We start from the raw sequence: 15369 nt of genomic DNA on the forward strand, positions 1-15369 counted from the left end.
AAAGAACCGCATTTTATAGTGATTCAGCCCGGAGAATTATTACGTACGATACATGCACCAGAAGATCTTAGAAAACTGGATGCTGCTCAACTCATTCAATTGACTGATGAATTGAGACAGTTTATCGTGGATAACGTTTCTGTTTACGGAGGGCACTTTGCTGCGAGCCTTGGCGTGGTTGAATTGACGGTTGCCTTACATTATGCTTTTAACACCCCTACTGATCAATTGGTTTGGGATGTGGGCCATCAGGCATACGGACATAAAATATTGACCGGACGTATGGGAAATTTCCATACAAACCGCACATATAAAGGTTTATCCGGTTTTCCAAAAAGATCTGAAAGCGAATACGATACGTTTGGTGTAGGGCACTCTTCTACATCGATATCTGCAGCCTTGGGTATGGCTGTAGCAAATCAGTATAAAAAAGACGACAGGCAACATATAGCCGTTATCGGCGACGGAGCATTAACGGGTGGTATGGCCTTTGAGGCAATGAACCATGCAGGGGTGAGCAATTCAAATGTATTGATCGTACTCAACGATAATTGCATGGCCATTGATCCGAATGTTGGTGCATTAAAAGATTATCTAGTAGATATTACTACCTCACGTACATACAATCGTGTACGCGATGAACTTTGGAACATGCTTGGCAAGATCAGCAAGTTCGGTCCGAATGCGCAGGCGATCGCATCTAAAGTTGAAAGCGGTTTAAAAGCTTCATTGCTGAAACAAAGTAATTTATTTGAATCGCTGCATATTCGTTATTTCGGACCGGTTGATGGCCACGACTTGAATCATCTGGTTCAGGTAATGAATGACTTAAAAGATATTCCCGGACCAAAAATTTTACATGTTCTTACTACAAAAGGCAAAGGATATTCATTAGCTGAAAAAGATCAGGTTAAATGGCATGCGCCAGGCAAGTTCGATAAAGTAACCGGAAAAATCCACGTTAAAACATACGACACTCCTCAAGCACCTAAATATCAAGATGTATTTGGGCATACCATTATTGAACTTGCTGAGAAGAATGAAAAAATCATGGGTATTACACCTGCGATGCCATCAGGATGCTCATTGAATCTAATGATGGAGAAGATGCCCGATCGTGCATTTGATGTGGGTATTGCTGAACAGCATGCCGTAACGTTCTCTGCTGGTTTAGCAACACAAGGACTTGTTCCTTTCTGTAACATCTATTCAACCTTCATGCAGCGCGCATACGATCAGGTAATTCATGATGTATGTCTGCAAAATCTGCATGTGGTATTTTGTCTGGACCGCGCCGGTTTTGCAGGTGTAGACGGACCAACGCACCATGGTGCATATGATTTAGCTTTCTTCCGCTGCATACCAAATCTGGTTGTATCTGCTCCTATGAATGAACAGGAATTGCGCAACCTGATGTATACTGCCCAATTAGAAAAGAACCATGGTCCTTTCTCTATCCGTTACCCGCGTGGTCAGGGTATGATGCCCAACTGGAAAACACCTTTTGAAGAAATCGCAATCGGTAAAGGCAGAAAAGTAAGCGACGGTGAAGAAGTTGCGATCCTTACGATCGGTCACATAGGTAATTATGTTACTGAAGCAAAAGCTTTATTACGTGAAGAAGAATTAGTGCCTGCACATTACGACATGCGTTTCGTTAAACCAATTGATGAAGTAATGCTGCATGAGGTATTTAAAAAATATAAAAAGATCATTACCGTTGAAGATGGTTGCTTAATGGGTGGCTTCGGATCAGCGGTATTAGAATTTATGGCAGACAATAACTATGCTGCACAAGTTGTACGTTTAGGTATTCCGGATAGAATTGTTGAACATGGCGAACAGCTTGAGTTGCAGAAAGAATGTGGTTTTGATCCTCAAGGTATTGCCAGTGCTGTTCGTAATTTGTCCGGTGTGGTATTGCATTAAAATCATTTTCTAGTAAGAAAACCTATGAGGTTTTATAACCATTACCTCTGTATACCCGAATCTTCATTACTTTATTTAGAAAAACCTCATAGGTTTGTGATAGAGCTTTTTCTTTTCATCTTATGAGTAAACCCATCATCTATACAGATAAAGGTAGTGGACCGGTAGTTGTTTTTGTACATGGTTTCTGTGAAAGCAAAGATATCTGGAAGGTATTTGCAGAAAAATTATCTACACATTATCGCGTTGTATGCCTTGATCTGCCGGGCTTTGGTGAATCACTTCTGGATAGAGATGAAGTGAGTATGGAATGGTTTGCAGATGAGGTACATCAGTTTATCAAACTTTTAGGAATTGCTCAATTCACTTTCATCGGTCATTCTTTAGGTGGTTATGTTGGACTTGCTTATGCTGAAAAATATGCGCAACACTTAAACGGACTTTGCCTGTTTCATTCGACAGCTTACGCAGATTCGGAGGAGCGAAAGATCAATCGCGACAAAACCATTGCATTCATTTATAAATATGGTGCTGATTTGTTTACGCAATCATTCATTGAGCCCTTGTTTTTATTAAAGAACAGGCCGATCTTGAAAAATGAAATAACGGTGTTGAAAGCAATAGCAAAACAATCGTCGGAAAAAGGAATTATTGCAACAACAGCAGCTATGCGCGACAGAGCAGACCGCACAGATGTTTTAGCAACATTGAAAAAACCTGTTTTGATTATCGGAGGAAAAAATGACGCAACTATACCGATTGCAAAACTCGAAGAGTTGTCACAACTTTCACCTATGATTCAATTGGCAGAAATTGAAGACTGCGGACATATGGGAATGTATGAGCAGAAAGAAAAAACATTTGAAGTCTTATCTGAATTTTTATATCAGAACAAATAAAAATTAAGTAACTCCCTTAAATCCCCTAAAGGGGACTTAAGGGAGTTACTTAATTTATTTCTTAAAGAAGTTCGTACCACAAATCACTTCAATGTAACCTGTTAGACAAGATCCCCTTTATGGGATTTAGGGGTATAAATTTTTACTGAATCGCAAATGTAGCATTAACCTGAAACTGCAATTTTATTTTTTGGAAGCCGGTTGAGTTGTCTTCATAACTACTGCCGGTAGAACCATACTGACGATATTCATTATTAGATACCTGAGTATTAAACATTTCGAATCCTCCTATGTATTCTGCATTGCGATCATTCACTTCAAGTGCAGGCCCAATCTTTTCATTAATGGCTTCTAACAAATATGTTGCTTTGGCTTTCGCTGCTTTGATAGCTTCAATTTTTAATTGCTTCTTATATTCTTCAATTTTTGAATGCGAATAATTTCTGATCTCAACTGAATAAATAGATTCCGCGTTTACTTTATTTAATATTTCATCGATCTTTCCGGGTGTAGAAACTTTTATGATAAAGCTTTTAGAATTATATAATTCTGCATCGTCTTTTTTCTTTCTGCTCCAGCTATATCCTGAAATCTGTTCAACCGTAAAGTCTTCTTTAGCTATACCTGAGGCTACAACTGCCTGAGTCAATTCTTTTTCCAGTTTTTCCAACAGTACTTTATTTTTATCTTTTTGATATTCTTTTAACACAACTCTGAAATAAATTTCATCCGGCACAACTTCCATTTCAGCTGTTCCTGTAACAGCAATTGTTTTTTGATAAACAGATGTTTGAGCAAACACAGATGTTAGTGCACAAATAAAGATGATTGACGTGATCAGTTTTTTCATATGTATAATTGGGAATAAAAATTAAATGGATAATGTAACAGGCGTTTCTATAATAATGTCGAATCGAAAAATTAACGAATAAAAAAGGTTCAGCAATATACTGCTGAACCTTTTTTTAATAATCTATTTTGTGAATGCTTAGAATGGCAGATCGCCGTCGTCTGCTTTCTCCATAAAATCATCTGCAGGAGGTGGAAAGTTTGGCGGGCCATCATTGCCTGTACTACCACCTTGTTTAGTCACTCTAAATGCACGCAATTCCGTATACCAACGTTGGTTGTATTCTCTGCTTTCCACATCGAATGAAATCTCAACCGTCTCGCCTTGTTTAACTGCAAATTGGTCTATTTTATCACCCCAAATTGAGAAGCATACTTTTTTAGGATATTGTCCAGTTGTTTCAAGTATGTATTCCTGTTTTTTCCAGGTTCCGTTTTTACCTTGTCCACTTTGTCCCGGAAGCAAGGCTACTATTTTTCCGCTAATTTCCATTATATTCAATTTTAATATTTAAATATACGCAAATTACTGTTTTCATTCAGGCATACCAGATGGATATTCTTATACACACTCTTTCAGGAACCACTACAGCAGCATTTCTAGCTACTTTAAGCAATTCAGATACAAAGGGTAAGTTCTTGATGGTATTGTTGGGTGGACTAGCAGGAGCATTTCCGGATATAGATGCAATCAGTCTGTGGTCAAAATTTGATACAACTATTGGAACTTGGCTGCATCTGTCTCATTCAGGAAAAGAAATTTATTTTGGAAAATTCTGGTATTCACATCATGGATTTTTTCATTCTATTTTTGCTGCTGCATTATTGTCTCTGCTTTTTATTTCAATCCGAAATGTTTTGTATTCAAAACAAAAATGGCCGCTCTATTTTAAGCAACAACAAACTGTATTGTTGTTAGCTGTCTTTTTCTTTTCATACATCTCTCATTTGATAGGAGATTTGCCAACACCAGGAGCTGTATGGGGTGGTGTTCGTTTATTTTTCCCATTTGAAATTTACATTGGCGGTTACGGTACAACCTGGTGGTGGAACAATTACGATGTTTTTATAACCTTATGCATTTCAACTGCGTTATTGGTTTCATGCTTATATGCAGAAGATAGACTTTCAAAAAAGAATTTGATAAAGCTGACTGCGGGTATTTACATCTGCAGCTTTGCAACGTGTTTTTATTTTGTTACACACCATTCAATTAGTTATGCATATAAAGGAAATACATCCAGATACGAGTACTACGAACGTACATCCAAAATTGATCAATGGAATAGATTAGGAAAAACGATCTATTCTTATTTAAACAAACTGGATAAAAAATTGCCTGTTTATTTTTAATATATTTATACTGCGAATAATCGTCTTTCAAATAACATAAATACATGCTTTCGTTTAAAAATTACTTAACCCTTTGCTTTGTTTTTCTACTAACATTTTCTTTGCAAGCCGAAGATCCTGAATTAACAACAAGTCAAGCCCCGCCATATACTATTGATGTAGGTGATACAAGTTCATATGTATTCCCTCAATTAAAGAGTCGTATCGTACCACCTGTTCAAAAACCAGAGTCGATCCAGGGGGATACATCCTTTACCAATTGCGATATCATTTTTTATCAAAACGGAAGAATGGAGTATTGTAAGATTATTTCAACGACTCCAACAACTGTTACCTATAAAATGTGTGACCGTCAGGATGGACTTACACTCGTTAAAAATAAATCTACTATTCACAAAATAAAATATGCGAATGGTAAAGAAGAGATCATAAATGAAAAAATGAAAGGTAAGCCCTATAAACCCATCTATGGTTGGGCTATAGTATCATTAGTTTTGGGTGTTATCGGTATTGCAACAGTTCTTCTATTCGGCTTCGTTTTTGTAGGTATAGCACTAACAGGATTTATTCTTGGGATAGTAAGTTTCTTTCACATTAAAAAAAGCAGAAAAACCGATGATGAAGTAAGCGGTTCAGGTTCTGCACTTCTAGGGATATTATTAAATGCGCTTGTCTTTGTTTTAGTATTATTGGCGTTTCTATAAATAAGAAAGAATCCCGAGCCCGACTCCGATAGTTATCGGGTTCGGGCTCGGGCTCCTTTCTTATTTATATTTCTTGTGAAAATTATTGGATTTTTGCCATCTTATAAATTTCTATTATTTCGCCTTTTTTAGTAAAGTATGCGTCGTACACATATCCATCACTAACAAAGTTCACAAAATATTTTGACTCACGCACATCGCTTTTAGTAACACTGAATTGTGATATGTCTGTGTAACCTTTTTCTTCTAATGCCTTATGAAATTCTTCCGTGTAATTTTTTGAGTGCTTGTGAGATAAACTATTTGCTCTTGATGCAAAAGCAAAGAACAGCATACTTACTACTATTATAGCAATAGCTGATTTTTTAATGAATCGGTTCGTTCTCATATATTTTTGCGTTTTATTTATATGAATTAACAAAATAATACTGTAGTAAATTGGAAGTAAAACTGAAGAAAATCTGAGTAAAACAACTATCTTTGAGATAGTTAACTTATTTTCTTAAAACACCCTTTTAAACCGTTTTTTCAATGAAATATTTCTTTGCATTATTATTCATTTGTGCGTCATTTTTTCAGACTCAGGCGGAAGAAAATCCAAAATTAACAGAGGCCGAAGCCGCTTTTGAATCAAAGAACTTTCAGAATGCAATTGTTCTTTATACTGAATTGATAGAATCAAAAGAAATTTCCGATTGCAGTTATGTCTTTTTTAAAAGAGGGTTCAGTTATTATTATCTCGCAAATTACAAAGCTGCAAAGGCAGACTTTAAAACTGCGTTAAAAGTTTCGCCTGAAAATAAAAACTACAATTACATACGAGGTGCTAGCTACTGGACGTATGGACGGATCTATTCGAAATTAAATAAACCTTCGAAAGCAGTAAAACTGTTGCTTAAATCGAAAGAGTATCTTCAATCAAGCGACTTGTATTCTACACTCGGCTATAACGAAATCAAACTGAAAAAATATAAAGATGCGCTGGCACATCTGGATATTGCAATTTCCGGGGATAATAAGAATGCATACGCGTACAACAACCGTGCGCTTGTGTATATAAAATTAAACCAACTTGATAAGGCGCGGGAAGATGTGGAACAATCGAAACTGCTTAACAATAGAAATCCATATGTGTTTAAACACAGTGCGCTTATATACATTCAACTTAAAAAATATGACATGGCTTGTATGGAACTTCAAAAAGCAAAAGATCTGGGCTATGCCGACTTTCTGGGTGGTCATGAAGCAGATCGGAATGAAGTAGATCATCTTATGAATACGTATTGCCGATAAAAATAATTACGCATGAATAAGTTTTATTCTTTGATCGCATCGTTATTTTCTGCCATCGTGATTGCAAGTATCTACGGCATTGTTCACGATCAATTCACATTCACAATCTCTCCGGAATATTATACTAAATTTAAGTTCTATCAATTCGGAATAGCAACACCAGGAGATGAAGCCATTTTCCCCAATGCACGTCTGTATGTGGCATTGGTAGGAGTTATGGCAACCTGGTGGATGGGTTTGCTCATCGGTATGATCTTAGGATGTGTGGGTCTTATACATAACAACGGCCTTGTTATGTACCGCATAACACTCAAAGCAATGCTTTTGGTTGTACTCATTGCATTTGTTACAGGCTTAATAGGTTTGGCCTATGGAAAATTTTATTTAGCAGAGGCAGGTGTAAACTGGTGGTTGCCCTCGAATTTAATTGACACCAAAAATTTTATTGCTGTAGGCTCTATGCACAACTTCAGCTATCTTGGTGGTTTATTAGGTTTGATTGTCGCAATTGTATACAGTATTAAACAAAAAAAGAGTGGCGTTTAACATTTTGTTTAATTATAATCATACCTCCAGATAAATATAAAATCATATGATTATTTGTGAAGCGTTAAAATATCCGGCGAAATCTATTATTATATTATTTTTTATTATGGCTTCATTTTTTGTCCATGCGCAATCCGGAAAAATGAATTTCCGTTTTTTATCCGCAAAAGATGGTTTCTACCCCGATAAGGTAAGACAGATTGCACAGGATACAGAAGGTGTTTTGTGGCTGGCAACAAATGAAGGATTAATAACATACGATGGAATCCGATTCAGAGCTATTCAGGAACAACAGAAAAAGAATGCGCCCAAGGGAGCCGATATAATTTGTTTATTCGCAGATATCAACGGTGATGTATGGATCGGAACAAATAAAGGTCTGGCATTGTATACCAAACGCAGCGATTCATTTACTCAGATTGCATTTCCTGGTACAACAGATGTGTATGTTGTTTCTGTCTGCAAAGACAGCAAAGGAACTCTTTGGGTCGGAACAGATGCAGGCGTCTTTAAAATCAGTTCCAATACACAAGCCGTTCCGTTTTTAAAAGTGAACCCTTTTAACGGCACCTTGCCTTTTGTTCGTATCGATAGTACAGGAAACGTTGTTGTTGTCACACACAACAGTATTTACCGCTATAATTCGAACACGGCTATTTCTGTTGACTCTGTAACCTATATTCAACAGAAATTTTTATCCGATAACTATCATACCGCTGTTGAACTGGATGCAGCAAATACTATATGGATCGGTAAGTACAACGGAGAGGTATATAAATATTCACTGGGTTCTAAAAATGTCATTCGTTTTGACATGAAAGGAATTACCAAAAATACTTCTGCGATCATTAATTATTTTGATGTGCGCGATCCGGCAAAGGTGTGGCTTGCTGTTGATGAATCCGGTTTGTATTATTATGACCTGCAGAATCAAAAATTTGTTGCTGCTATAACCCCTCAAAATGCAGAGCTGCCTACTTATAAAATCAATACCGTTTTTATAGATCGTGAAGGCAGCACCTGGCTGGCAATGAGCAAAAATGGTTTGGCGCTGACCAATGGATATCTAAACACCTTTGGAAAAATTATTCCACCGGCTGATAAAAGTCAGATCGTATCTGCTGTATTAAAAGACCTGCGGGGGAACATCTGGGTAGGTACTGACGGTGCAGGTATTTATGTATACAATTCTTCAGGTGATTTGCAAAAACATTTTTATTATAATCCCACACAACCTTCCAGTTTGTCGAACGATGCCATACTCTGTATGTATCTCGATTCTCAAAACAGAATCTGGATCGGTTCTTTCAGAGGTGGCTTAAGTTTGTATCAGCCATCAACACAAACGTTCAAACATTATCAATACCACGAAGGCGATTCTACAGGACTTCTCCGCAACGATATCCGCTCCATTGCTGAAGATGCAGCCGGCAATTTGTGGTTAGCGGTTCATGGCAAGGGCGTTTCTAAGTTTGATCCACAAACGGGGAAAATAATCAATTACCCGTATCTCTCGAGTAGCTGGACAACCAAAGTTCTTGTAGATCATCAAGGAACTGTCTGGGCAAGTTCAAACAATGGCTTAAGCCGTTTGCGTAAAGATGATGTAACCTTTGTTGACATCAATACAGAAAAGCAATTAACGGAATTGCAGGATCACGACATCAATTGTATGTTCGAAGACCACCAAAAACGCTTATGGGTAGGAACGGTAAACGGATTGTATCTGATCAATACCAAAACAGACCAACTCATAGAAGCTCCGCGTGTAAAGCAATTGGGGATTGCCTCGATCAAATCCATACAACAGGATAGCAGAGGTGTTTTGTATGTCAGCACCAACAGAGGTTTATACAAATACATCCCAGCCATTGGCGAGTGCGGCAGATACGGTATTGAAGATGGTTTGCCCGGCGAAGACTTTGTGATCAATGCAAGTCTTAAAACTGATTCCGTATTGTACTTCGGCACCAGCAAAGGACTGTGTTGGTTCAATCCGAAAGGAATTGACATTGAATCAATTCTGGTAAAGCCAATCATTACTGAACTTGTCGTAAATGATGTTCCCTACGATGCTGCCATTCCGCTTTCAAATGGAAATATAGAATTGGATTACCAGCAAAACCACGTGCTGTTCCAGATCGCCAGCCCAACCTATAAATGGGGTGACGAAAAATTTGATGTCGAGTTTATGCTGGAAGGGCTCGACAAGACCTGGCAGAAATTAGGTAAAAACAAAAGCGTGAATTATCCTGCTATACCTCCGGGCAACTACACATTCAAATCCCGCTTACGCATCAGTGGTACAGAGATTGTTGGTCCGGAATACAGCTTTCAGGTATTCATTCATCCTCCTTTCTGGGAAACCTGGTGGTTCAGAATCCTGTTACTGCTGATCGGAATCACTGCAGTATATGCATACAACAAAATCAAGACACTACGTATTGAGAAACAAAATGTGTTTCTGGAAGAAAAAATAACCGAGCGTACGCACGAACTTACAGTACAAAAAGAACTACTTGAAAAACAACACCAGCAACTGGAACTTGCAAATGCTACTAAAGATAAATTGTTTTCTGTAATTGCGCACGACCTGAGAAGCCCATTTACCAGTATCTCCAGCTTAGCGCAGCTTTTATACCATTCAGAATCTGATCAAACAGAAGCGGATAAAAAAACAATGACCGGTTACATTCTAAAAGCTTCAAAAAATGCATTGAATGTAGTAGAGAATCTTCTGGATTGGTCTCGCACACAGCGCGGCAGAATTCAATTCAATCCGCTTGAGGTAAATTTAAATCAAAGCATCGTTCACGTTATTCAGGGATTTGAGTTTCAATTGATCGATAAAAATATACAGCTGAGGTTTCATGCACCTACTGTCGTTATTGGAGTTGTTGATAAGGATATGTTTGAAACTATCCTTCGTAACCTGATCGCCAATGCCATTAAATTTACACCCAGCGAAGGAAACATAACGATAACATTACAACCAACAGAGAAAAGTTTTAATATCATCATACAGGATTCCGGTGTTGGAATGAACACAGAGACGTTAAAGAAAATTTCTGCTGCTACATTCCATAATTCTCAATCCGGAACTTCAGGTGAAAGAGGCACCGGACTGGGTTTAGAACTGGTGCAGGAGTTTTTAGCATATCACGAAGCAACCTGGGAATTCGTTTCAGAAAAAAATAACGGAACTGAAGTTCAATTGCATTTTAATTCTCCTTACAGCATACAAAATGAATCAGCAGCGGACAAGTTCTTTGGAATAGCTGCACTAGATGTATTACACAATACAGCTGCTCCGGAACCGGTCTTTGAAAACAGAATGGATGCAATAAAAGGCAAAACCATTTTAGTCGTTGATGATCAGGAAGACATACGCAAATCGATCGTGTACACCTTACGCGATTATTTTGTGATACTGGAAGCTGAAAACGGACAACAGGCGCTTGAAATAGCGCGCGCAGAAATGCCTGACCTGATCCTTTCGGATGTGGTCATGCCTGATATGGATGGCTTGGAATTAAGCGCACAATTAAAATCATCTGTGCAGACAAGTCATATTCCAATTATACTATTGACTTCTCAAAAAGAAGAAGCCAGCATCATCAGCGGTCTGAATACCGGTGTGGAAGATTATCTGTTAAAACCTTTTCATCCACAGATTCTTCTTTTAAAAATTGGCAACCTACTTCAAAACAGAGAATCGCTTAAAATGAAATTGAGTCTGGATGAAGCGTACCTGCTGAAACCAATCTCTGAAAACTCCTTAGATAAAATCTGGCTCACTAAAATTCATGATCTGATCGAAGAACAATTATCCAATGAAGATTTTAACGTAGAGCTGCTAAGTAAAGAAATGAATATGCACCGCAGTAACTTTTCAAAAAAACTTACGGCATTAACCGGTTATACACCAACCGATCTGATCCGCATGCAGCGGATGAAACGAGCAGCGAAACTGATTTTAGCAAGCGGCAAAAACATTTCCGAAATTGCTTTTGAAGTTGGCTTCTCAGACCCGAAATATTTTAGCAAATCTTTTAAAGCACACTTTGGAGTTTCTCCAAGTGATTACGGAAAAACACCCGATTGATGGTGGTATTGATTTAATACGTTCTCCTACTATCCAAAATTTTATATTTTTTATTTTCTGATTTAAATGCCGTTCATACCCTTCGTTTATCCTTAAGCATCTATTTTTCAATCTATTCACAAGAACACATCCAATCAACCACCATTTAATGCCTTTGTCAGAAATTCATAATGGTACTTTTATAACATAAAATTGATTTATTCTACGAGTGTCCTTCATCCAATTAAAACACATACGAATATGAAACATCCATTCAATAGGTTCTATAAAAACGCATTCTCAACTGCGCTTATCCGGACCAAATACCTGAAAACATCTCTTCTTGGCTTCATACTGCTTCTTCTGGCAAGTATTCCAATGTCCGAAGCTCAGGCACAATCCAGATTACGGATGCCAGACGGGCAAGAGGTTTTTTTAAGCGGAATGAATGTTGCCTGGCAGGATTTTGCAAATGATGTAGGCGACGCACCTATTAATGAAGCAAACTGGGCAAAAATATTAGATGATGTGAAAGCAGCAGGCGGAAATACCATTCGCTGGTGGCTCTATACAAATGCATCACGTGCACCGAAATTTAATAACGGCTATGTTTCCGGTCTTGGAACACAATCGGTGAACAACATTAAAAAAGTATTGGACCTTGCGCAGCAACGCGATATGCTGGTGGTGCTTTGTCTCTTCTCTTTTGACCTGCTGCAAACCAGTCAATATATGGTAAACGGCGACAACAACGTACGTATGCTAACTACAGATGCAGGTATTAAAGCTTGTATCGACAATTGCATTGTACCAACTGTAACGCAGATCGGTCAGCACCCTTCCATTGCTTGCTGGGAAATCTTTAACGAACCGGAAGGTATGTTAACCAATGGCGGATGGACGGACAGAAGAATTGGCTGGTATGACATCCAGCGTTTTGTGAACAGAGCTGCAGGTGCCATTCACCGCGCTGTTCCGAATGTATATGTATCGAATGGTGCTAAACATATGCATTCTCTAACCAACAAACTAGGACAGAAAAATTACTATTCCGATACAGAATTAAAGAATGCCGGAGGTGATGCAGATGGATATCTGGATTTCTATATGGTGCATTATTACGACAATGAAGGAGCGCCCGGTACGCAGCACTCCCCTTTCCATAACAACTACAGCTATTGGGGTTCCGATAAACCCATGATCGTAGCAGAGTTTGGAGCGAAAGGATACAGCAACAATTTTACCATGTCTTCACAGGAATGTTACAAGCAGGTATATACACGTGGATATGCGGGTGCATTAAGCTGGACCTATACCAACCACGATGGCTTTGGCGGTTTGCCTGATGCAACTGCGGGGTTGAATTATTTAAAAACGAATTATCCTGCTAGCCTGGCCTACTCAGCACAACCTACACCAAACTTCGGAACCAACATTGCTTTAAATAAAAAAGTTGCTGTGTCAACCGTTGAAGCCGGATCAGGCAATGTAGCATCCAACATTACGGATGCAAGCAATACAACCCGCTGGTCCAGTGAATACACCAACAACCAGTATGTGGTGATCGATCTGGGTGCGGTGTATGCTGTAAAAAATATCGTGTTGAATTGGGAAGCTGCCTATGGTAAATCTTATCAGATCCAGGTGTCAACTGACAGTACTAACTGGACAACCGTATATCAAACAACAACGGGAAATGGGGCAAAAGATATTTTAACAAACCTTACTGGAACAGGTCGGTATGTACGCATGCTTCTTACGGAACGTGGTACGCAATGGGGCTATTCCTTATATGCCTTTGAAGTGTATGGCGATCCAAGCTGCGGTGCAACCATCACAGGTAACGGTCCAACAACATTCTGCAACGGCGGATCAGTAACATTAACAGCCAGCACTGGTTCAAGTTATATCTGGAAGAACGGAACAACAACCGTTGGAACTTCTGCAACATTCAATGCAACAGCAGCAGGTTCGTACACGGTTGAAGTAACAAATGCAGCGGGTTGTAAAGCAACATCAAGCGCGACAACAGTAACAGTGAATGCAGCACCAACTGCAAACATTACTGCAAACGGTACGACAACATTCTGCAACGGCGGATCGGTAACACTTACCGCAAGTACAGGTGCAAGTTATATCTGGAAGAACGGAACAACAACCGTTGGAACTTCTGCAACATTCAATGCAACAGCAGCAGGTTCGTACACGGTTGAAGTAACAAATGCAGCGGGTTGTAAAGCAACATCAAGCGCGACAACAGTAACAGTGAATGCAGCACCAACAGCAAACATTACTGCAAACGGTGCTACAACATTCTGCAACGGCGGATCAGTTACATTAACGGCAAACACTGGTGCAAGCTATATCTGGAAGAATGGAACAACAACCGTTGGAACTGCTGCAACTTTCAATGCAACAGCAGCAGGTTCATACACTGTAGAAGTAACGAATGCTGCAGGCTGTAAAGCAACATCAAGCGCGACAACCGTTACCGTAAATACTGCACCAACAGCAAACATTACTGCAAACGGTGCTACAACATTCTGCAACGGTGGATCGGTAACATTAACAGCAAGTACAGGTGCAAGTTATATCTGGAAGAATGGAACGACGACTGTTGGAACAGCGTCAACATATAGCGCAACAACAGCAGGTTCTTATACAGTAGAAGTAACCAATGCGGCAGGATGCAAAGCAACGTCAACAGCAACTAATGTTACAGTGAATGCAGCACCAACTGCAAACATCACGGCAAACGGTCCAACAACATTTTGTCAGGGCGGATCAGTTACATTAACTGCAAACACTGGTGCAAGTTATATCTGGAAGAATGGAACGACGACTGTAGGAACTTCTTCAACATTCAATGTAGCAGCAGCCGGTTCATACACTGTCGAAGTAACCAATGCAGCAGGTTGCAAAGCAACATCAAGCGCGACAACAGTTACACTAGAATCAGCTTCTACCTGGTATCAGGATCTGGATAACGACGGCACAGGTGATGCATCTTCAACCATACAAGCATGTACAAAACCCGCAGGATATGTTGCAGCAAATGGTGATACCTGTCCGCTTGATGCATTGAAAACAGAACCGGGAAACTGTGGTTGCGGAGTAACAGAAAGCAGCTGTATAGATTGTGCAGGTGTTGCAAATGGAACAGCAGCGTTGGATGTATGTAATATTTGTTCCGGCGGAACAACAGGTATTATACCTAAAACGGATATGAGCGAATGTACAACAACCGCAGTAAGTAACCCATCCGCACTGAAATATGTGTCGGTTTATCCCAATCCGTTTGCGCATACAACAACGGTTGATACAAAAGGAGCATCGATCCGTTTCTATTTATACAATGCATCGGGCGCATTGCTAGAAACGGTTATGTCAGATGGGGAAACACAGATTGGCGAACAGTTAAAAAGTGGTATTTATCTGGTTCGGTACTCAATAGATTCTGATTGGTATCAGTTTAAACTCATCAAAGAATAATTTTATAGAATTGGAAGCGCAGCTGAATCAATTGTTTCAACTGCGCTTCTTTTAACCGGACTGATATTTAATAATCCAGACTGCCGGATTTTGAACCTCTTATTCAAAAGCTAGGAATTCACATTTTTATGATGCCTTGGAAGCCAGCATCGAAAATCGAGGCAATTCCATTTTTTGAATTTTTGTGTTCCTTTCTTTAAGGTCTTTTATTATTTTTTTT

11 protein-coding genes are annotated in these 15369 nt (G+C 39.0%); 8 read left to right on the plus strand and 3 right to left on the minus strand.

Features of this window, described 5'->3' with window-relative positions; genetic code table 11:
- Positions 1-15 precede the first annotated feature (15 nt).
- Both dxs and A3EE_RS0101530 read left to right on the plus strand, forming a co-directional pair.
- Positions 16-1929, plus strand: a complete 1914-nt coding sequence (gene dxs, locus A3EE_RS0101525; protein WP_026209533.1) for a 1-deoxy-D-xylulose-5-phosphate synthase — start codon at positions 16-18, stop codon at positions 1927-1929.
- A gap of 122 nt (positions 1930-2051) precedes the next feature.
- Positions 2052-2828, plus strand: coding sequence for an alpha/beta fold hydrolase (locus tag A3EE_RS0101530; protein WP_018341659.1), 777 nt, complete (start codon positions 2052-2054; stop codon positions 2826-2828).
- Positions 2829-2970: 142 nt separating this feature from the next.
- Here the strand turns inward: A3EE_RS0101530 and A3EE_RS0101535 are convergent, their stop codons facing one another.
- Both A3EE_RS0101535 and A3EE_RS0101540 read right to left on the minus strand, forming a co-directional pair.
- Positions 2971-3678, minus strand: coding sequence for an SIMPL domain-containing protein (locus tag A3EE_RS0101535; RefSeq protein WP_018341660.1), 708 nt, complete (start codon positions 3676-3678; stop codon positions 2971-2973).
- Positions 3679-3816: 138 nt separating this feature from the next.
- Positions 3817-4170, minus strand: a complete 354-nt coding sequence (locus tag A3EE_RS0101540) for a DUF3127 domain-containing protein (protein ID WP_018341661.1) — start codon at positions 4168-4170, stop codon at positions 3817-3819.
- Positions 4171-4229: 59 nt separating this feature from the next.
- On the opposite strand from A3EE_RS0101540, the gene A3EE_RS0101545 reads away from it, so the two are divergent.
- Both A3EE_RS0101545 and A3EE_RS0101550 read left to right on the plus strand, forming a co-directional pair.
- On the plus strand, positions 4230-5030 hold the full coding sequence (locus A3EE_RS0101545; protein WP_018341662.1) for a metal-dependent hydrolase: 801 nt from the start codon (positions 4230-4232) through the stop codon (positions 5028-5030).
- A 44-nt stretch (positions 5031-5074) separates the two neighbouring features.
- Complete coding sequence (locus A3EE_RS0101550) at positions 5075-5734, plus strand: DUF4190 domain-containing protein (RefSeq protein ID WP_018341663.1); 660 nt, start codon at positions 5075-5077, stop codon at positions 5732-5734.
- Between the two features lie 82 nt (positions 5735-5816).
- Here the strand turns inward: A3EE_RS0101550 and A3EE_RS0101555 are convergent, their stop codons facing one another.
- A complete protein-coding gene (locus tag A3EE_RS0101555; protein ID WP_018341664.1) occupies positions 5817-6122 on the minus strand; it encodes a hypothetical protein in 306 nt (101 codons plus the stop codon).
- A gap of 143 nt (positions 6123-6265) precedes the next feature.
- Here A3EE_RS0101555 and A3EE_RS0101560 point away from each other — a divergent pair, with 143 nt between their 5' ends.
- The 4 genes from A3EE_RS0101560 (at position 6266) to A3EE_RS21115 (ending at position 15149) form a co-directional block, all read left to right on the plus strand.
- On the plus strand, positions 6266-7027 hold the full coding sequence (locus A3EE_RS0101560; RefSeq protein ID WP_018341665.1) for a tetratricopeptide repeat protein: 762 nt from the start codon (positions 6266-6268) through the stop codon (positions 7025-7027).
- A gap of 12 nt (positions 7028-7039) precedes the next feature.
- On the plus strand, positions 7040-7573 hold the full coding sequence (locus A3EE_RS0101565) for a hypothetical protein (RefSeq protein ID WP_018341666.1): 534 nt from the start codon (positions 7040-7042) through the stop codon (positions 7571-7573).
- 106 nt (positions 7574-7679) lie between these two features.
- A complete protein-coding gene (locus tag A3EE_RS0101570) occupies positions 7680-11678 on the plus strand; it encodes a two-component regulator propeller domain-containing protein (RefSeq protein ID WP_026209534.1) in 3999 nt (1332 codons plus the stop codon).
- A 240-nt stretch (positions 11679-11918) separates the two neighbouring features.
- Positions 11919-15149 carry a discoidin domain-containing protein gene (locus A3EE_RS21115; protein ID WP_018341668.1) on the plus strand — a complete coding sequence of 1077 codons (3231 nt, stop codon included), beginning with the start codon at positions 11919-11921 and terminating at the stop codon, positions 15147-15149.
- Positions 15150-15369: the final 220 nt, after the last annotated feature.

It is taken from the genome of Cytophaga aurantiaca DSM 3654 (assembly GCF_000379725.1).
Classification (GTDB): domain Bacteria; phylum Bacteroidota; class Bacteroidia; order Cytophagales; family Cytophagaceae; genus Cytophaga; species Cytophaga aurantiaca.

Coding starts and splice junctions, on each gene's coding strand:
- A3EE_RS0101530 (WP_018341659.1), top strand. CDS start 2,052: ATGAGTAAACCCATCATCTATACAGATAAAGGTAGTGGACCGGTAGTT.
- A3EE_RS0101535 (WP_018341660.1), bottom strand. CDS start 3,678: ATGAAAAAACTGATCACGTCAATCATCTTTATTTGTGCACTAACATCT.
- A3EE_RS0101550 (WP_018341663.1), top strand. CDS start 5,075: ATGCTTTCGTTTAAAAATTACTTAACCCTTTGCTTTGTTTTTCTACTA.
- A3EE_RS21115 (WP_018341668.1), top strand. CDS start 11,919: ATGAAACATCCATTCAATAGGTTCTATAAAAACGCATTCTCAACTGCG.
- A3EE_RS0101570 (WP_026209534.1), top strand. CDS start 7,680: ATGGCTTCATTTTTTGTCCATGCGCAATCCGGAAAAATGAATTTCCGT.
- A3EE_RS0101545 (WP_018341662.1), top strand. CDS start 4,230: ATGGATATTCTTATACACACTCTTTCAGGAACCACTACAGCAGCATTT.
- A3EE_RS0101555 (WP_018341664.1), bottom strand. CDS start 6,122: ATGAGAACGAACCGATTCATTAAAAAATCAGCTATTGCTATAATAGTA.
- A3EE_RS0101540 (WP_018341661.1), bottom strand. CDS start 4,170: ATGGAAATTAGCGGAAAAATAGTAGCCTTGCTTCCGGGACAAAGTGGA.
- A3EE_RS0101560 (WP_018341665.1), top strand. CDS start 6,266: ATGAAATATTTCTTTGCATTATTATTCATTTGTGCGTCATTTTTTCAG.
- A3EE_RS0101565 (WP_018341666.1), top strand. CDS start 7,040: ATGAATAAGTTTTATTCTTTGATCGCATCGTTATTTTCTGCCATCGTG.